This window comes from Pantoea sp. X-Soil-TKNS-1211 (assembly GCF_059730495.1).
The window spans coordinates 3,075,483-3,092,670 of sequence record NZ_AP035953.1 but is presented as its reverse complement, the minus strand read 5'-3'; the positions used below and the strand labels follow the sequence as shown (position 1 = coordinate 3,092,670).

Here is a 17,188-nt window from a genome sequence, read left to right as displayed (position 1 = left end):
GTATCACTATGGCTGAAAATAAATTAAGCGTTACCGAACTGCACAAGCGTTACGGTGAACATGAAGTCCTGAAAGGCGTGTCATTACAGGCAGATGCCGGGGACGTTATCAGTATCATTGGCTCGTCCGGTTCCGGGAAAAGTACCTTTCTGCGCTGCATTAACTTCCTCGAAAAACCGAGCGAAGGCACCATCGTTGTCAATAATGAGCAGATCAACCTGGTGCGCGATACTGATGGTCAACTGAAGGTTTCAAACAAGGAACAACTGCGTTCATTACGTACCCGCCTGACCATGGTGTTCCAGCACTTCAACCTGTGGAGCCATATGACGGTGTTGGAAAACGTTATGGAAGCACCGATTCAGGTCTTGGGATTGAGCAAAGCAGAAGCACGTGAACGTGCCATCAAGTATCTCGACAAAGTCGGTATTGATGAACGCGCCCGTGCTAAATATCCGGTGCATCTCTCCGGTGGTCAGCAGCAGCGTGTGTCTATTGCCCGTGCGCTGGCGATGGAACCGGAAGTGTTGTTGTTCGATGAACCGACCTCAGCTCTCGACCCGGAACTGGTAGGCGAAGTGCTGCGTATCATGCAGAAGCTGGCCGAAGAGGGGAAAACCATGGTGGTGGTGACGCACGAAATGGAGTTTGCCCGTCACGTCTCCAGCCATGTGATTTTCCTCCATCAGGGGAAAATTGAGGAGCAAGGCGCGCCAAATGAGCTGTTCAACAATCCCAAAAGTTCGCGCCTGCAACAGTTCCTGAAGGGATCATTGAAATAACCGATCCCACCGTAGCGGCGCGATTTATCGCGCGTCTTTTCCGGTTATCACACACGGAATCGCGCGATAAATCGCACCGCTACGATCTGGTGCCCTGTTTATGCAGCGGTATCCTCCAGTGCCTCCTCCAGGTCATACCAGCGGAAGCCAAATCCTGACTCCTCCAGCCGTTTTGGCAACACATGCTGGCCGCCCAGCACCAAAACCGCTGACTCGCCCATCATCAGCTTGATAGCGCTGGCAGGGGTACGCATAAAGGCGGGCCGGTGCATCACATGCCCCAGGGTGGCGGCAAACTGTTCGTTGCGCACCGCATAGGGAGAGACCAGGTTAAATGGCCCCTGTAACGGATTATCAATCAACCACCAGATAGCATTGACCAAATCATCAATATGAATCCACGGCAGGTACTGTTTACCGCTGCCAATCGGGCCGCCGACCCCGAGCTTGAACGGCAGTTTCATCTTCGGTAATGCTCCGCCTTCCTTTGCCAGCACTACGCCAGTGCGCAGCAGGCACACCCGCGTGCGTTCGCTCTGTGCTGCCTGCGCCAATTGCTCCCAGCGTGCGCACAGCGTATGGGTAAACTCTTCGTGGCCAGGATCGTCCTCCGTCAGTACCAGATCGCCGGTATCGCCGTAGAATCCGGTTGCCGATCCGGAGATCAAAAATTTTGGCGGTTGGCTGCTGGCGTTGATCAGCGACACGATCCGTTCGGTGATTTGCCAGCGGCTTTCACACAGCAGCTGTTTTTGTTCTGCGGTCCAGCGCTTGTCGGCGATGGGTTCGCCGGCCAGATTAATCACGCCATCCACCCCATTTAAATCCTGCTGCTGCGCCAGCCCGGACCAACAGGCGACGCGCGGATCCAGCTTTTCACGCGCGGCGGCGACATCGCGCGTCACCACGCTGACCTGCTGACCCAGTTGCAGCAGACGCGGGATCAGGTGGCGGCCAATTAAACCGGTGCCGCCGGTAATAAGCAGATGCATGTTGAGCCTCCTTGTGCTTGTTATGTGCTCAGTTTCAGCATAGAAGAGAAGCGTATAGCTGGCGTGACCGCGCCGACGCTTACGATGAAAAAACCTCAGCCTCCACTGGTCTTACCCCATCAATAACCGACCTGCCTGCCATTGCCTAACGCGCTAAAAATCGGTAAACATGAAGCACTCCTGATGCATATCCGAGGCAGCCGATGAATTACCCGAACATGACGTTGTGGTCCGATGCTTCTTTCTTCAGCCCTTATGCCATGTCGGTCTATGTAGCACTGACCGAAAAGGGCATCCCTTTCACCCTGAAACGTGTTGACCTGTCGCGTAATGCGCAATGGGATGATGAGTATCGTGCGCTGTCGTTGACTTGCCGGGTGCCGACCTTGCAGATTGACGATCTCATCCTCAATGAGTCCTCGGCGATTGCCGAATATCTTGAGGAGCGTTTCCCGGCGCCGGAATATGAACGCCTGTATCCGCGCGATCGCGAAAAGCGCGCCCATGCGCGAGAGATTCAGGCATGGGTGCGCAGCGATTTTATGGCGCTGCGTCAGGAACGTCCCACTGAAGTGTTGTTTGCTGGCGAACGTTTTGCGCCGCTGACACCGGCTGGCGAGCAGGCGGCCGAGAAGCTGATCAGCGCGGTGCAGCGTTTGTTACCGGAGGGGCAGCAGAATCTGTTTGGCGAATGGTCGATTGCTGATACCGATCTGGCGGTGATGATCAATCGTCTGGCGTTGCATGGCGATACGTTACCGGTGAAGTTACAACACTATGCCGAGTTCCAGTGGCAGCGTGCTTCGGTGCAACTTTGGCTGGCCGAATCAGGCAAACAACGCTAAGCACGATGAGGTCTTGCGATAGGGAAAAGAACCCTTTACCTTACCGCTCATTCTAATAAAGAACAGTAAACAGGCGCGTGCCCGGCACGCCTAAACAGAAAAGGGTTACGGATGGTGGATCAACCTGCAGCTGACGGTATCGAATGGGTAGATATCGTTAACGAAGAGAATGAAGTGATTGCGCAAGCCAGCCGCGCACAGATGCGCGCGCAATGCTTGCGTCATCGCGCCACCTATATCGTAGTGCACGACGGCATGGGAAAAATTCTGGTGCAACGTCGTACTGAAATCAAAGACTTCATGCCAGGCAAGCTTGATGCTACCGCCGGTGGCGTGGTGCAGACCGGTGAGGATATGCTGGAATCGGCGCGGCGCGAAGCGGAAGAAGAGCTGGGCATCGCCGCGGTTCCCTTTGCCGAACACGGTAAATTCTACTTCGAAGATGAGCATTGCCGCGTCTGGGGCGGTTTGTTCAGCTGCGTTTCGCACGGTCCTTTTGCCATGCAGGAAGAGGAAGTGGATGAAGTGTTCTGGATGACGCCGGAAGAGATCACCGCGCGTTGTGACGAGTTCACCGATGATTCACTGAAAGCCTTGTCACTCTGGCTAAGTCGTAATAGCGATAACTAAAATGAAGGCGCCAGTTTGGCGCCTTTTGTCTTAATGGGCCGGATGTGACTGACGCATGCGCTCACCCCGTCGCCGCAAGATCTCCATCACAATCAGCAACACCAGCGACGCAGCAATCATCAGCGTGGCCGCCGCCGCAATAGTCGGGTCAAGGTTTTCACGAATCCCGGCAAACATCTGGATGGGTAACGTGCGCTGGCTTGGGCTGGCGAGGAACAGGGTGACCACCACTTCATCGAACGAGGCGGCAAAGGCAAACAACGCACCAGAAAACACTCCCGGCGCAATCAGCGGCAGGGTGATTTTGCGGAAGGTCAGCAGCGGTGAGGCGCCAAGGCTGGCAGCGGCACGCGACAGGTTGGTGTCATAGCTTTTCAGCACCGCCACCACGGTAATCACCACAAACGGCACGCCGAGCAGGGTATGCGCCAGTACCAGACCGAGATAGCTGTTCAGCAACGACAGCCGCGCAAAAAAGAAAAACATCCCCACCGCGATGATCACTACCGGTGCCACCATCGGTGAAATGATGATCGCCATCACCAGACCTTTACCGCGAAACTCGCCACGCACCAACCCCATGGACGCCAGTACGCCAAGGACCGTGGCGAGCAATGTCGCCAGTGGCGCTATCAGCAAACTGTTGCCCAGCGCGCCCAGCCACTCCTGTGAATGGAAGAAGGTTTGATACCAGCGCAGGGAGAAGCCGCTCAGTGGATAGCTGAGGAACGAGCTGGCATTAAACGACAGCGGTACGATCACTAATATTGGCAGGATTAAAAACAGCAGCACCGCCGCGCCATAGAAGTTGAAGAACGCGCCCCACAGACGCAGCAGAGTAGAACCTTGTTGTTTCATCTTCGCCACTCCTTAACGCGCCGCCGCTTCAGCGGGGGTGCGGGTAACACGAACATAGACGATGTACAGCAGCATCACGATAATCAGCAACTGGCTGCCGAGTGCAGCCGCCATGCCCCAGTTCATGGTGCTATTGGTAAAGAAGGCCACGAAGTAGCTGACCATCTGGTCGTTGGGACCACCGAGTAGCGCCGGGGTCACGTAATAACCAATCGCCATCATAAACACCAGCAGCGCACCAGCGGTGATGCCTGCGAAGGTTTGCGGCACATACACGCGCCAGAAGGCGAGAAACGGATGTGCGCCCAGAGAGATCGCGGCACGCATATAACTGGGTGAAATGCCTTTCATCACCGCGTACAGCGGCAGCACAATAAACGGCAGCAGAATGTGAGTCATCGAGATATAGACGCCGAGGCGGTTAAACACCAACGTCAGCGGATGATCGATCAGACCGATGCCCATCAATGCACGGTTGATCAGCCCTCCCGATTGCAGCAGCACAATCCAGCTGGCGGTACGTACAATCAGCGAGGTCCAGAACGGCAGCAGCACCAGAATCATCAGCAGATTGGCGCGGCCTGACGGCTGCTTAGCCAGCCAGTAAGCCAACGGATAACCGATGCCAACGCACAGCAGCGTCACCTCCGTCGCCATCCATAAGGTACGCAGCAGCACATTTACGTACAGCGCCTGGTCAGCGGGTTGACTGACGATAGCGCCGGTTTTGGCATCGACTTTGCGGTCAAAGGCCGACAGCAGATAAAGGCTGGTCAGCGGCTTGGCGGCCCGTTGCAGCGTGCGCCATGTGCTGATCTCTCCCCACTGCGGCTGTTTGGCTATCAGGGTGTCTTTGACATCTACGCCATCCGCTGGTGCCTGACGCGGCACCGCCAGGATCAGGCGACGGTAGCTGGCATCTTCGTAGCTGAGACGTTTCGCCACGCTGGCGATTTGTCCCTGATCGCGTGCGGCGACTAACTCTTTCGCCAGCAGGGCGTAAAGATGTTCATCCGGTAGCGTATCACCTGACCACGCCTGCAAGGCTTTGCTGGTTTGCGGCAACGCTTCCGGCAACTCCGGATTATTGATGCTTTGGCTGAGGATCGAGCCAATCGGGAAGAGGAAGCAGACCACCACGAACACCAGCAACGGCGCAATCAGCAGCAGCGAACGCCGGGTTTTGGCAAACTCACTGCGTTGCAGACGCTGGCGCAGTGTCGGTTCATGCGCGTTGCGTGCCGATTGTGCTGGGGGATCCAAAACGGGATTTTGGCTCATGGCCGGACTCCTTACTGATATTTACGGCAACGGCGCGATTTATCGCACCGTTACCGGACGACTTACTTCGCGGCCCAGCTGTTAAAACGCTGTTCCAGTTCTTCGCCATGCTCCAGCCAGAAATTGGCATCCACCTGCACCGATTTCGCCAGGTTATCTGGCGCAGTTGGCAGCTGCTTCAGCCGTGCGGGTTCCAGCAGCGATCCGGCTTTAATATTGGTCGGGCCGTAGGGGATATTCTCGGCGTAGACTTTCTGGTTTTCCGGCTGGTTAGCAAAGGCGATAAATTTTTCCGCCAGTGCCTTATGTTGCGAACCTTTAACGATGGCCCAGTTATCCAGGTCATACAGGCCGCCGTCCCAGACAATTTTGAAGTTGTGGCCTTCGGCCTGCGCGGTGCCAACACGGCCGTTGTAAGCGGAAGCCATCACCACGTCGCCCGATACCAGCCATTGCAGCGGCTGTGCACCGGATTCCCACCACTGGATGTTCGGTTTCAGCGCATCCAGTTTTTTGAAGGCGCGATCGACACCGGCCGGGGTCGCCAGTACTTTGTAGACATCTTCACGCTTCACGCCGTCGGCCATCAGCGCGATTTCGAGGGTGTATTTGGCGCTCTTACGCAACGCGCGTTTGCCAGGGAATTTCTTCACATCCCAGAAGTCAGCCCAGCTGGTTGGCGCGGCTTTCAGTTTGTCGGCGTCATAGGTCAGTACGGTGGACCAGACAAAAATCCCGGCACCGCATTCGCTCACACTGCCGGGAATAAAATCACTTTTGTTCCCCAGCTTGCTCCAGTCGAGAGTTTCGAACAGCCCTTCCTCGCAACCACGCAGCAGTTCCGGGGTTTCCAGCTCAACCACATCCCAGCCTACTTGTTTGGTTTCGACCATGGCACGGATACGCGCCATCTCTCCGTTGTATTCGCCCGCGTCAATGGTGCCAAGGCCAGCGGCAGTAAACGGTTTATAGAATGCTTTGTCCTGGGCGTCTTTATTGGTGCCACCAAAAGAGATCACAGTCAGGGTTTCTGCCTGTGCTTGCAGTGCTATGGTAGCGAAAATGAGTACAGCTAACTTTTTAACCATCCCACAACTCCTGAATTATTATTGATGTGCAGGCGAACCTGCGTGGTGTTTGCAATGCAGCTTTTATGCCAGGTAACCGGCGCCGCGCTGGAACGGAGCGAGGCGCCGGGGGAGACTTAGTGTTGTGCCAGAATGCCGGTCAGCAGTTGCAAGGCGCTGTCGAACTGGGCGTCCGGAATGGTGAGCGGATAGAGGAAGCGGATCACGTTGCCGTACACGCCACAGGTCAGCAGAATCAGTCCCTGTGCCAGCGCCTGTTGCTGGATGGCACGGGCGATATCGGCAGAGGGCTTGCCAGCAGCATCGTTAAATTCTGCGGCAATCATCGAACCGCGACCGCGCACCTCAACCAGCGAGCGACAACCGGCACCCTGCAAGGTTTCGGTGAGTTTTGCGCCGAGCTGATTGGCACGCTGGCACAGTTGTTCTTCATCGATGACGTCGAGTACCGCGTGTGCAGCGGCAATTGCCGGAGGGCTACCGGCGTAGGTGCCGCCGAGGCCGCCCGGTTGCGGGGCATCCATCACTTCGGCGCGACCCGCCACCGCTGACAGCGGCATGCCACCCGCCAGGCTTTTCGCCATGGTGATCAGGTCGGGTTTGACGTCGTAGTATTCACAAGCGAACAGTTTGCCGGTACGGGCAAAGCCGCTCTGAATCTCGTCGGCAATCAGCAGAATGCCGTGCTGGTCGCACAGCTTGCGCAGTGCGCTGACAAATTCTGGTGGCGCGACGTTGAAACCGCCTTCACCCTGAATCGGTTCGAAGATAATCGCCGCAACCTGCTGTGGACTGATATCGCATTTGAAAATCGCTTCAATGCTCTCCAGCGCCGCTGCGACACTGTGGCCGTGCAGTGCGTTCGGGTAACGGGCGTGGAATACCGAACTGGCAAACGGACCGAAGCCGGTTTTGTAAGGCACCACTTTGCCGGTCAGGGTCATGGTCATATGGGTACGACCATGAAACGCGCCAGTGAAGGCGATGACACCCGGACGTCCGGTGGCCGCGCGGGCAATTTTCACCGCGTTTTCGACGGCTTCCGCACCGGTGGAGAAGAAAGTAGTTTTAGCCGGACCGGTCACGGGTACGCGCTCGTTCAAACGCTCGGCCAGGCTGATGTAGTTCTCATAAGGGATGACCTGGAAAGCGGTGTGGGTGAAGCAATCCAGCTGCTGCTTCACTGCGGCCATCACTTTGGGATGGCGGTGACCGGTGTTCAGCACCGCGATGCCTGCGCTGAAATCGGTGTATTCGCGGCCCTGATGATCCCAGAGCGTGGCATTTTCCGCTTTCACGGCATAGAAATCGCACATCACACCGACACCACGCGGGGTGGCGTTTAAACGACGTGCCTGTAATTCGCTGTTACTCATAGCTCAACCTCATCATGTGATTCGCCGGCTGATTTCATGCCGGAAAACTGCCCTGCTTGCTTTTTAGCGTTTTCAGGGTTTTATAATCCAGAGCCAGTTTTTTTTATTTTGAGGAACCAATTTTGCGCAGCTTACTGGGTGACCTGCTGTTTCAGCGTTTAAATCAGCTCTCCGGCGGCCCGTTGGCGAAGCGTCTGTACGATGCGTTGCAGGGGGCGATCCAGCAGGGGGCCATTGCCACCGGCGTGCGTCTGCCTGCCAGCCGTGACCTGGCGCGCGAGCTGTCGGTATCGCGTAACACGGTGCTGGCGGCCTACGAAAAATTGCAGTCGGAAGGTTATCTGGAGACGCGTACCGGAAGTGGTACTTTCGTCAGCCTGGTGTTGCCGGAGGAAAGCCCGGAAGTGGTGCCTGCACCAGCGGCAGCAAGGTCACAGGGTATGAATAATATTCGCCTGTCCCGGCGTGGATCGCGATTGTTGTCACAAAGTGGGGCCGGGGCGTTCCAGTGGGGGGCGTTTATGCCCGGCGTGCCGGATGTCAGCTACATGCCGCATGACATCTGGCGCAAAATCCAGCTGCGCATCAGCCGCCGCCTGCCGGTAGAATCTCTGAGTTACGCTAACCACGGCGGCTGCGTGGAGCTGCAACAGGCGCTGGCCGAGTACCTACGGGTGATCCGCTCAGTCAACTGCACGGCAGAGCAGGTGCTGGTCACTGCGGGCACCCATCAATCGCTAGATTTGCTGGCGAAGATGCTGTGCGATCCGGGTGATAGCGCGCTGGTGGAGGAGCCGGGCTACTGGGGTATTCGCAACGTGCTGGCGGTCAACGGTATCGACCTGATTCCAACCGAGGTAGACGAGCAGGGACTGGTGCTGCCACCGGAGCAGAGTGACCGGCCTGCGCCGCGCCTGATTTGCGTAACGCCATCGCACCAGTATCCGCTGGGGGCGGTGATGAGTCTGCAACGCCGCCATGAGTTATTAAATCGCGCCAAAAGTACCGGGAGCTGGGTGGTTGAGGATGATTACGACGGGGAGTTCCGCTTTGCCGGCAGCCCGATTCCGGCGCTTCAGGGGTTGTCCCCCGATGCACCAGTGATTTATCTCGGTACGTTCAGCAAGACGCTTTATCCCGGCATCCGCCTGAGTTACATGGTGGTGCCGAAACCACTGGCGGCACGGATGAAAATGGCCCATTCGGAGCTGTATCGCGGCGGTTATGGTTTGGTGCAACTGACGCTGGCGGAGTTTATTCGCGAAGGACATTACGCGGCACACGTGCGGCGCATGCGGCAGATTTACAGCCGTCGGCGTGCGGCGCTGGTGGCGTTGATCAGCGAAACGCTGGGTGCGTCCTGGGTGGTGCATCACAGCAACGCCGGATTGCATCTGATTCTCGGTTTACCGGAGAGCATCGACGATGTGGCCTTCAGCGCGGAACTGGAGCAGAACGGCGTGTTGACGCGACCGCTCTCGTCGTATTACCAGCGTGGCACGCTACGTCGTGGGCTGCTGTTGGGTTACGCCTGCGTTGACGAAGCACAGATGGCCACCGCCTTTGCACCGATTCTGCAACGCTTGCAGCATCACCTCAAAACCACGCCTGTCGCTCACTGACCCTGTGCTGCCCTGCCACGGTGCAGGGCACGTAATCAGTGCAGTTCTGTTGTGCTTAACATTAATGCAACATTGAATTTAAAAAGACAATAGAAATCAATAGCCTGTGAATTTTGATTCAGGCTAATTTTGTAGTTGAATTGTCAAATTTCTCTTGTGTTCCTGAAATGCGATGTGGTAGTGCTAAAAAAAGAGCCGCCAGCATGTGCATTTTCAGCTTGTTCATGCAGGAACTGTGCCTGGATTACACTTCCTTCACGCATTACGAGAGAACGTCATGAGAAATTTCGTTAGTTTCAGGAACATAAAAAAGAGTTACGACGGCGATAAGCTGGTGGTGCGTAACCTCAATCTTGACGTGGAGGAAGGGGAGTTTCTCACGCTACTTGGCCCGTCCGGCTCAGGTAAAACCACCAGTCTGATGATGCTGGCGGGCTTTGAAACACCGACCGATGGCGAGATTTTATTGCGTGATAAACCGTTGCATACGCTGCCGCCGCACCAGCGTGATATTGGCATGGTGTTTCAGAACTACGCGCTGTTCCCGCATATGACGGTGGCGGAAAACCTCGCGTTTCCGCTGTCGATCCGGCGTATGAACAAAGCCGATATCAAATCTCGCGTGGATCGCATTCTGGATATGATCAAACTAACCTCGCTGGCGGATCGCTACCCGGCGCAAATGTCCGGTGGACAACAGCAACGTGTGGCCCTGGCGCGTGCGCTGGTGTTCGAGCCGAAGCTGGTATTGATGGATGAGCCGCTCGGTGCGCTGGACAAGCAACTGCGCGAACATATGCAGATGGAGATCAAACAGTTACACGATATGCTTGGCCTGACGATCGTCTATGTAACGCACGATCAAAGCGAAGCGATGACCATGTCCGATCGGGTGGCGGTGTTTAACGACGGTATGATCCAGCAGATGGCTAGCCCGGATAAACTTTACGAGCAGCCAGAGAACGCTTTTGTTGCGCAGTTTATCGGTGAAAACAATAGCTTGCTGGCAACGCAGGTGGCACAGAACGGGGATTTCTATCAGGTGAAATTGGATGATGGCACGCAACTCGATGCGTTGAAAGTGCGTCCCAGCTCGCCGGGTAAAAAGATCCAGCTCAGCATTCGTCCGGAGCGCGTAAACGTCAATGCACCAGAACAGGGCGATCAGATCGTGCAGGCGCAGATCCAGCAGTTTATTTATCTTGGTGACCATGTGCGCATGCTGACCAGCGTGGCGGGGCAGGGGAACTTTATGGTGAAACTGTCGCCATCTAAGATGGATAAAAGCTGGCAGCCAGGCGCACAGGTGACGTTGTCGTGGCAGCCGCAGCATCTGCGTGCGTTGGATGTGATGTTGCAATAATGCAGTAATGCGCGATAAATCGCGCCGCTACAAACCGCAGATGGCCGTAGCGGCGCGATTTATCGCGCAAAAAAAGGCGTCCCACGGGACGCCTTATGCGTTTTAACCTTCAGCCTGCTGTGACTGAATCGCCGTCAGCGCGATGGTGTAGACGATATCGTCCACCAGCGCACCGCGCGACAGGTCGTTCACCGGCTTGCGCATGCCTTGCAACATCGGTCCGATGGAGATCAGGTCGGCAGAACGTTGTACCGCTTTGTAGGTGGTGTTACCGGTGTTCAGATCCGGGAAGATGAACACGGTCGCACGGCCCGCAACCTGCGAGTTCGGCGCTTTCGATTTCGCTACGTCTTCCATGATGGCGGCGTCATACTGCAACGGGCCGTCAATCACCAGATCCGGGCGTTTTTCCTGCGCGATACGCGTTGCTTCACGCACTTTCTCGACATCGCTACCGGCACCAGAGTTACCGGTGGAGTAGGAGATCATCGCTACGCGTGGATCGATACCGAAGGCCTTGGCTGAATCGGCGGATTGGATGGCGATCTCGGCCAGCTGTTCCGGGTTCGGGTCCGGGTTGATGGCGCAGTCGCCATACACCAGCACCTGCTCCGGCAGCAGCATAAAGAACACCGAAGAAACCAGTGAGCTGTTCGGCGCGGTTTTGATCAACTGCAACGGTGGACGGATGGTATTGGCGGTGGTGTGCACGGCACCGGATACCAGGCCGTCAACTTCGCCGCTTTCCAGCATCATGGTGCCCAGCACCACGTTGTCTTCCAGCTGCTCCTGCGCGACCACTTCGGTCATGCCTTTGCTCTTACGCAGTTCGACCAGGCGCGGCACATAGTTCTCACGCACCACTTCCGGATCGACAATCTCGATACCTTTGCCCAGTTCAACGCCTTGTGCTGCGGCAACACGCTGGATCTCATCCGGGTTACCCAGCAGCACGCAAGTTGCGATACCACGTTCAGCGCAAATGGAGGCCGCTTTCACGGTACGCGGCTCGTCGCCTTCCGGCAGGACGATGCGTTTGCCCGCTTTGCGTGCCAGCTCAGTAAGCTGGTAGCGGAATGCTGGCGGTGACAGGCGACGGCTACGCTCTGAGGTGGCGGTCAGCGATTCGATCCAGTCGTTGTTGATGTAGCTGGCAACGTACTCCTGGACTTTTTCGATGCGCTGCGTATCGTCAGCCGGAACTTCCAGGTTGAAGCTTTGCAGGCTGAGGGAGGTTTGCCAGGTGTTGGTTTTCACCATAAATACCGGCAGGCCCGTTTGGAAGGCACGTTCGCACAGACGACCAATACGTTCATCAACCTGGTAGCCACCGGTCAGTAGAATGGCACCAATTTCCACGCCATTCATCGCTGCCAGGCAGGCCGCAACCAGCACATCCGGACGGTCAGCCGAGGTGACCAGCAGTGAGCCAGGACGGAAATGCTCAAGCATATGCGGGATACTACGGGCACAGAAGGTGACGGATTTCACCCGGCGGGTGTGGATGTCACCTTCATTGATGATGTCGGCGTTCAGATGGCGAGACATATCAATCGCGCGGGTAGCGATCAGGTCAAAGCTCCACGGCACACAACCCAACACCGGCAGCGGGCTGTCGGCAAACAGTTGCTTCGGATCGATGTTGGCAATGCTGGCTTTGGATGAGTCGTCAAAGATCTCTGACAAATCCGGGCGGGTACGGCCCTGTTCATCCACCGGGGCATTCAATTTATTGATGATCACGCCGGTGATGTTTTTGTTCTTGCTGCCGCCAAAGCTGCTTTGCGTCAGTTCGATACGTTCTTTCAATTGCGCCGGAGAATCGTTGCCGAGCGCGGTAACAAATACAATTTCCGCATTCAGAGTTTTGGCGATTTCATAGTTCAGCGCCGAGGCAAACTGATGTTTGCGCGTCGGCACCAGACCTTCAACCAGCACCACTTCGGCGTCTTTGGTGTTTTCGTGGTAGCGGGCGATGATCTCTTCCATCAATACGTCCTGCTGGTTGGAACCCAGCAGCGACTCAACGCGTGACATCAGCAGCGGTTCAGCGGCTGGGATCGCGGAGTTCTTACGAATGATGGTGGTGGTCTGGTCCGGTGTATCGCCGCCAGCACGTGGCTGGGCGATAGGCTTGAATACGCTCAGGCGCACGCCTTTGCGTTCCATCGCACGGATCACGCCGAGGCTGACGCTGGTCAGGCCGACGCTGGTGCCGGTTGGAATGAGCATAATTGTACGAGACACGTTATATCCTCTCTGGTATTGCAATGGCTCAAAACAACTCCGTCAGCCTGAGCTGACGGAGAGAAGCATTTATGCGGTTAGACGCGCTGCGTCCTGGGCGATGACCAACTCTTCGTTGGTCGGGATCACCACGGCCGGGCGAGTCCCTTCTTTGTTAATGAAGCCAGACTTGCCGAAACGCGCGGCCAGGTTACGTTCGTGATCCACTTCGAAGCCAATTAAACCCAGTTTCTGCAACGACAGTTCGCGGACCATCGCGGCATTTTCACCGATACCACCGGTGAACACCACGGCGTCCAGACGGCCTTCCATCAGGGAGGTGTAGCCACCGATATACTTCGCCAGACGATGACAGAACACGTCCATGGCGCGTTTAGCATCTTCTTTGGTGGTGTAGTTATCTTCCACGTAACGGCAGTCGCTGGTGACTTCAGTCAGACCCAGCAGGCCGGACTCTTTGGTCAGCAGTTTGTTGATGGCATCGACGCTCATGCCGAGAGTGTCGTGCAGGAAGAAGACGATCGCCGGATCGATGTCACCGCTGCGGGTACCCATCACCAGACCTTCCAGCGGGGTCAGACCCATTGAGGTGTCAACACACACGCCGTTACGGATGGCCGAAACGGAACCGCCGTTGCCGAGGTGGCAGGTGATGACGTTCAACTCTTCAACCGGTTTACCCAGCATTTTGGCCGCTTCCTGGGTCACATAATAGTGACTGGTGCCATGCGCGCCATAACGACGTACGCCATGCTCTTTATACAGTTTGTACGGCAGAGCATAGAGATAAGATTCTTCAGGCATTGTCTGATGGAAAGCTGTATCAAAAACCGCCACATTCTTGTCTGACAGATGCGGGAAGTTTTTCATCGCTTCGTCGATACCAATCAGGTGTGCCGGATTGTGCAGCGGAGCAAAGGAAGAGGCGTCTTTGATACCCTGGATAACGGATTCATCAATCACGACAGATTGGGTCAGCTGTTCGCCGCCATGCACGATGCGATGACCGATTGCAGCGATTTGTGCCGACAGCTCTGGTTTTTGTGCCAGAATAGTTTTAACAATGAAGTTGAGGGCTTCGCTATGCGCAGCACCCGCACCCAGAGGGGCTTCCTGTTTGCTACCTTCCAGCTTCCATTTAATGCGTGCTTCAGGCAGATGGAAGCATTCAGCCAGACCGGAGAGATATTCGTCGCCGCTGGCGGGGTTGAGGATGGCAAACTTGAGTGAGGAGCTGCCGCAGTTCAGAACCAGAACTAACTTCGTCGACATGGAAGTACCTATTGGTTAAATAGTGGCGAAAAATAACGCGATCAGACTAACAGCGTAGCCCATGAAAGCTGGTAAATTAATGATTAACATCATGCGGTAGTCAAAAAGAGACCGTTCCGCAAAAAATTTTGGTAATTTTACGCGAATTTTTGAAATCCGCTTAGCGAAACATGGCTCTAAACTGTTCTTTAATTGAGCAGTAGCTTCCGGTAATGTTGCTGAAACGGCGTCAGAATACTCAGTGTCACCCTTAAAGACAAAAAATTTTGAAAGATGTCACGTAAAGTTGTGTGGTTATCAGTTTATTTTAAATATTGTAATAATAGTTGAGGTCTATCATGGCGAATGACACAGGCAATCCTGGCTGGTTTGGTTTATTTCAGCGTGGACAGCACTACATGAAGACCTGGCCGGCCGATAAACGCCTGGCACCGGTTTTTCCTGAGAATCGCGTGGTGACGGCAACACGTTTTTCCATTCGTTTTATGCCGCCGCTGGCCATCTTCACCCTGACCTGGCAAATCGCCATGGGTGGACAACTGGGACCGGCCGTCGCGACCGCGTTGTTTGCCTGTAGCCTGCCGATGCAAGGGCTGTGGTGGTTGGGTAAACGCTCGATGACACCGCTGCCGCCAACCTTATTGCAATGGTTCCATGAAGTGCGTGCCAAACTGGAAGAGGCCGGGCAGGCGATTGCCCCCGTAGAAGGGAAGCCAACCTATCAGGCACTGGCTGATGTGCTGAAGCGTGCTTTTAAGCAACTCGATCGTACCTTCCTTGACGATCTTTGATCGCCAGAGACTTTTCGCGGCGACAGAATTTGCTGCTTATCCGGGGTCAAATCAAAGAAAAGTGGTGCGGACATACCCGCATCACTTACGTTGTGCAATCATTTCTCCATTGGTTTAAATTTTAAACGGTCGCAATGACCCTGGAGAACATCATGGAAATGACCCACGCACAGCGGCTCATCCTGTCGAATCAGTACAAAATGATGGCGATGCTGGAGCCGGATAATGCCGAGCGCTATCGTCGTTATCAAACCATCATTGAACGCGGCTATGGCCTGCAACTGCGCGAGCTGGACAAAGAGTTTGGTGAGCTGAGTGAGGCGACCTGTCGCACCCTGATCGATATCATGGAGATGCACCACGCACTGCATGTTTCCTGGTCCAATCTGAAACAGGGTTCTCAGGTTGAGGAACGTCGTCTGGCCTTTCTCGGCTTTGATGCCGCGACGGAAGCGCGCTATCTCGGCTATGTGCGCTTTATGGTCAACACTGAAGGACGCTACACGCAGTTCGATTCCGGCACCCACGGTTTCAATGCGCAAACGCCGATGTGGGAAAAATATCAACGTATGCTGGCGCTGTGGCACACTTGTCCGCGTCAGTACCATTTAAGCGCGAATGAGATCGCGCAAATCCTCAATGCCTGAAGAAGGAGTAGCGAGTGACGTATCGAGGTTTTCTGTTTGATTTGGATGGCACGTTGGTGGATTCGCTGCCTGCTGTAGAACGCGCGTGGACACAATGGGGCGCACGTCATGGTTTTTCTGCCCACGAAATTCTGAGCTTTATTCATGGCAAACAGGCAATAACGTCGCTGCGTCATTTTATGGCGGGCCAGAGCGAGGAAGCGATTCAGGCGGAGTTTTTACGTCTGGAAAGTAATGAGGCGTCAGATACTGACGGCGTGCGCGCTTTGCCTGGCGCGCAGGCGCTGCTGGCAACGCTGAACGAGCTGCAAATCCCGTGGGCGATTGTGACTTCGGGTTCGATTCCGGTAGCCCATGCACGTCACAAAGCCGCTGGCCTGCCTGCGCCTGCGGTGTTTATTACTGCGGAGAATGTCAAACGCGGCAAGCCGGAGCCGGATGCCTATCTGTTGGGAGCCGAGAAACTGGGACTTAGCGCGCGCGAATGCGTGGTAGTGGAAGATGCCCCTGCGGGTGTGCTGGCGGGGTTGAATGCTGCAAGCGCGGTGATTGCCGTGAATGCGCCAGCCGATACTCCACGTCTTAGCGATGTGACTTTTTCGCTAACCACGCTGGAAGCCTTGGTGGTGACCGGTGATGGGAAGGGCGGTTTTACCCTGGCATTAAACGGTTAAGTCAATCCCGTGGCGGCGCGATTTATCGCGCTGGTTTAAAAGACGCGCGATAAATCGCGCCGCTACGGTGTGCCTTGCAGGGTGTTAAGTTTTACAGCGGTGTGTCCTGCGAAATCTCATCCAGTGACAGGCTAAAGCTGGGAATGAATACCTCAACAAAATAATCCATTTCCGGCGAACGGCGCTCTGCCAGGGTTTTTTCCAGCCGCGCTTTTGCCAGCAGGAATTCATTGTTCCCGGCAGATAACTCCTCAAGACACTTCACATACGCGCACAGGGCGTCGGCTTGTTTTACCACCGCCTGATCCGCTTCGCTGTGCAGGTGTTCATCGAGCAGTGGGCGGTAGGCGTCCTGCAATTCTGGCGGCAGCATCTCAATCAGCTTATGCTGCGCAATCTTCTCGATTTTCTTGTATTCGTGGGCGATTTGCGCGTTGTAGTACTTCACCGGTGTCGGCAGGTCACCGGTTAGCACTTCACTGGCATCATGATAAAGCGCCAGCATCGCGATGCGCTCTGCGTTCAAATTACCGTTAAATTTCTTGTTCTTAATGATCGCCAGCGCATGAGCAACCATTGCCACCTGAAGACTGTGTTCAGAGACGTTTTCAGTGCGCACGTTGCGCATCAGCGGCCAGCGGTTGATCAGTTTGAGACGGGAGAGATGGGCGAAAAAATGGCTTCGGGTCATGAGCGGTTCCTGTCGTATTACAGGGAGAG

General features: G+C 55.5%; 16 protein-coding genes. 8 read left to right on the top strand and 8 right to left on the bottom strand.

Annotated elements, in window-relative coordinates:
- Positions 1 to 8: 8 nt before the first annotated feature.
- Complete coding sequence (gene hisP / locus AC6I8W_RS14595; RefSeq protein ID WP_497835592.1) at positions 9 to 782, top strand: histidine ABC transporter ATP-binding protein HisP; 774 nt, start codon at positions 9 to 11, stop codon at positions 780 to 782.
- 98 nt (positions 783 to 880) lie between these two features.
- Here hisP and AC6I8W_RS14590 read toward each other — a convergent pair whose 3' ends face one another.
- Positions 881 to 1,774, bottom strand: coding sequence for a TIGR01777 family oxidoreductase (locus AC6I8W_RS14590; protein ID WP_480364687.1), 894 nt, complete (start codon positions 1,772 to 1,774; stop codon positions 881 to 883).
- Between the two features lie 203 nt (positions 1,775 to 1,977).
- On the opposite strand from AC6I8W_RS14590, the gene yfcF reads away from it, so the two are divergent.
- Both yfcF and yfcD read left to right on the top strand, forming a co-directional pair.
- Positions 1,978 to 2,619, top strand: a complete 642-nt coding sequence (gene yfcF / locus AC6I8W_RS14585; RefSeq protein ID WP_497835591.1) for a glutathione transferase — start codon at positions 1,978 to 1,980, stop codon at positions 2,617 to 2,619.
- A gap of 111 nt (positions 2,620 to 2,730) precedes the next feature.
- The gene (gene yfcD / locus AC6I8W_RS14580; protein ID WP_013509901.1) at positions 2,731 to 3,249 is read left to right on the top strand and encodes an NUDIX hydrolase YfcD; all 519 of its coding nucleotides are present in this window, start codon (positions 2,731 to 2,733) and stop codon (positions 3,247 to 3,249) included.
- A 30-nt stretch (positions 3,250 to 3,279) separates the two neighbouring features.
- On the opposite strand, the gene AC6I8W_RS14575 is transcribed toward yfcD, so the two are convergent.
- The 4 genes from AC6I8W_RS14575 to AC6I8W_RS14560 form a co-directional block, all read right to left on the bottom strand.
- Positions 3,280 to 4,107, bottom strand: a complete 828-nt coding sequence (locus tag AC6I8W_RS14575) for an ABC transporter permease (RefSeq protein ID WP_480364684.1) — start codon at positions 4,105 to 4,107, stop codon at positions 3,280 to 3,282.
- A 12-nt stretch (positions 4,108 to 4,119) separates the two neighbouring features.
- Complete coding sequence (locus tag AC6I8W_RS14570) at positions 4,120 to 5,388, bottom strand: ABC transporter permease (protein ID WP_497835590.1); 1,269 nt, start codon at positions 5,386 to 5,388, stop codon at positions 4,120 to 4,122.
- A gap of 62 nt (positions 5,389 to 5,450) precedes the next feature.
- Positions 5,451 to 6,476, bottom strand: coding sequence for an ABC transporter substrate-binding protein (locus AC6I8W_RS14565; protein WP_497835589.1), 1,026 nt, complete (start codon positions 6,474 to 6,476; stop codon positions 5,451 to 5,453).
- A 116-nt stretch (positions 6,477 to 6,592) separates the two neighbouring features.
- Positions 6,593 to 7,852, bottom strand: coding sequence for a 4-aminobutyrate--2-oxoglutarate transaminase (locus AC6I8W_RS14560; RefSeq protein ID WP_497835588.1), 1,260 nt, complete (start codon positions 7,850 to 7,852; stop codon positions 6,593 to 6,595).
- A 122-nt stretch (positions 7,853 to 7,974) separates the two neighbouring features.
- On the opposite strand from AC6I8W_RS14560, the gene pdxR reads away from it, so the two are divergent.
- A complete protein-coding gene (pdxR, locus tag AC6I8W_RS14555; protein ID WP_497835587.1) occupies positions 7,975 to 9,474 on the top strand; it encodes a MocR-like pyridoxine biosynthesis transcription factor PdxR in 1,500 nt (499 codons plus the stop codon).
- Positions 9,475 to 9,751: 277 nt separating this feature from the next.
- A complete protein-coding gene (locus AC6I8W_RS14550) occupies positions 9,752 to 10,837 on the top strand; it encodes an ABC transporter ATP-binding protein (RefSeq protein ID WP_497835586.1) in 1,086 nt (361 codons plus the stop codon).
- A gap of 102 nt (positions 10,838 to 10,939) precedes the next feature.
- Here AC6I8W_RS14550 and pta read toward each other — a convergent pair whose 3' ends face one another.
- Together pta and ackA are read right to left on the bottom strand one after the other, a co-directional pair.
- On the bottom strand, positions 10,940 to 13,084 hold the full coding sequence (pta, locus tag AC6I8W_RS14545) for a phosphate acetyltransferase (protein WP_497835585.1): 2,145 nt from the start codon (positions 13,082 to 13,084) through the stop codon (positions 10,940 to 10,942).
- A 69-nt stretch (positions 13,085 to 13,153) separates the two neighbouring features.
- Complete coding sequence (ackA, locus tag AC6I8W_RS14540) at positions 13,154 to 14,356, bottom strand: acetate kinase (protein WP_497835584.1); 1,203 nt, start codon at positions 14,354 to 14,356, stop codon at positions 13,154 to 13,156.
- Between the two features lie 338 nt (positions 14,357 to 14,694).
- On the opposite strand from ackA, the gene yfbV reads away from it, so the two are divergent.
- The 3 genes from yfbV to AC6I8W_RS14525 all read left to right on the top strand — a co-directional run bounded on the left by yfbV (position 14,695) and on the right by AC6I8W_RS14525 (position 16,468).
- Positions 14,695 to 15,147, top strand: a complete 453-nt coding sequence (gene yfbV / locus AC6I8W_RS14535) for a terminus macrodomain insulation protein YfbV (RefSeq protein WP_036626815.1) — start codon at positions 14,695 to 14,697, stop codon at positions 15,145 to 15,147.
- A 152-nt stretch (positions 15,148 to 15,299) separates the two neighbouring features.
- Positions 15,300 to 15,794 (top strand): YfbU family protein, encoded by a 495-nt coding sequence (locus AC6I8W_RS14530; RefSeq protein ID WP_497835583.1) that lies wholly within the window; start codon positions 15,300 to 15,302, stop codon positions 15,792 to 15,794.
- A gap of 14 nt (positions 15,795 to 15,808) precedes the next feature.
- On the top strand, positions 15,809 to 16,468 hold the full coding sequence (locus AC6I8W_RS14525; RefSeq protein WP_497835582.1) for a sugar phosphatase: 660 nt from the start codon (positions 15,809 to 15,811) through the stop codon (positions 16,466 to 16,468).
- Between the two features lie 91 nt (positions 16,469 to 16,559).
- On the opposite strand, the gene yfbR is transcribed toward AC6I8W_RS14525, so the two are convergent.
- Positions 16,560 to 17,159, bottom strand: a complete 600-nt coding sequence (gene yfbR, locus AC6I8W_RS14520) for a 5'-deoxynucleotidase (RefSeq protein ID WP_497835581.1) — start codon at positions 17,157 to 17,159, stop codon at positions 16,560 to 16,562.
- Positions 17,160 to 17,188 lie beyond the last annotated feature (29 nt).

Coding starts and splice junctions, on each gene's coding strand:
- yfbV (WP_036626815.1), top strand. CDS start 14,695: ATGGCGAATGACACAGGCAATCCTGGCTGGTTTGGTTTATTTCAGCGT.
- AC6I8W_RS14560 (WP_497835588.1), bottom strand. CDS start 7,852: ATGAGTAACAGCGAATTACAGGCACGTCGTTTAAACGCCACCCCGCGT.
- yfbR (WP_497835581.1), bottom strand. CDS start 17,159: ATGACCCGAAGCCATTTTTTCGCCCATCTCTCCCGTCTCAAACTGATC.
- hisP (WP_497835592.1), top strand. CDS start 9: ATGGCTGAAAATAAATTAAGCGTTACCGAACTGCACAAGCGTTACGGT.
- AC6I8W_RS14550 (WP_497835586.1), top strand. CDS start 9,752: ATGAGAAATTTCGTTAGTTTCAGGAACATAAAAAAGAGTTACGACGGC.
- AC6I8W_RS14530 (WP_497835583.1), top strand. CDS start 15,300: ATGGAAATGACCCACGCACAGCGGCTCATCCTGTCGAATCAGTACAAA.
- yfcD (WP_013509901.1), top strand. CDS start 2,731: ATGGTGGATCAACCTGCAGCTGACGGTATCGAATGGGTAGATATCGTT.
- AC6I8W_RS14590 (WP_480364687.1), bottom strand. CDS start 1,774: ATGCATCTGCTTATTACCGGCGGCACCGGTTTAATTGGCCGCCACCTG.
- AC6I8W_RS14575 (WP_480364684.1), bottom strand. CDS start 4,107: ATGAAACAACAAGGTTCTACTCTGCTGCGTCTGTGGGGCGCGTTCTTC.
- AC6I8W_RS14565 (WP_497835589.1), bottom strand. CDS start 6,476: ATGGTTAAAAAGTTAGCTGTACTCATTTTCGCTACCATAGCACTGCAA.
- yfcF (WP_497835591.1), top strand. CDS start 1,978: ATGAATTACCCGAACATGACGTTGTGGTCCGATGCTTCTTTCTTCAGC.
- AC6I8W_RS14570 (WP_497835590.1), bottom strand. CDS start 5,388: ATGAGCCAAAATCCCGTTTTGGATCCCCCAGCACAATCGGCACGCAAC.
- ackA (WP_497835584.1), bottom strand. CDS start 14,356: ATGTCGACGAAGTTAGTTCTGGTTCTGAACTGCGGCAGCTCCTCACTC.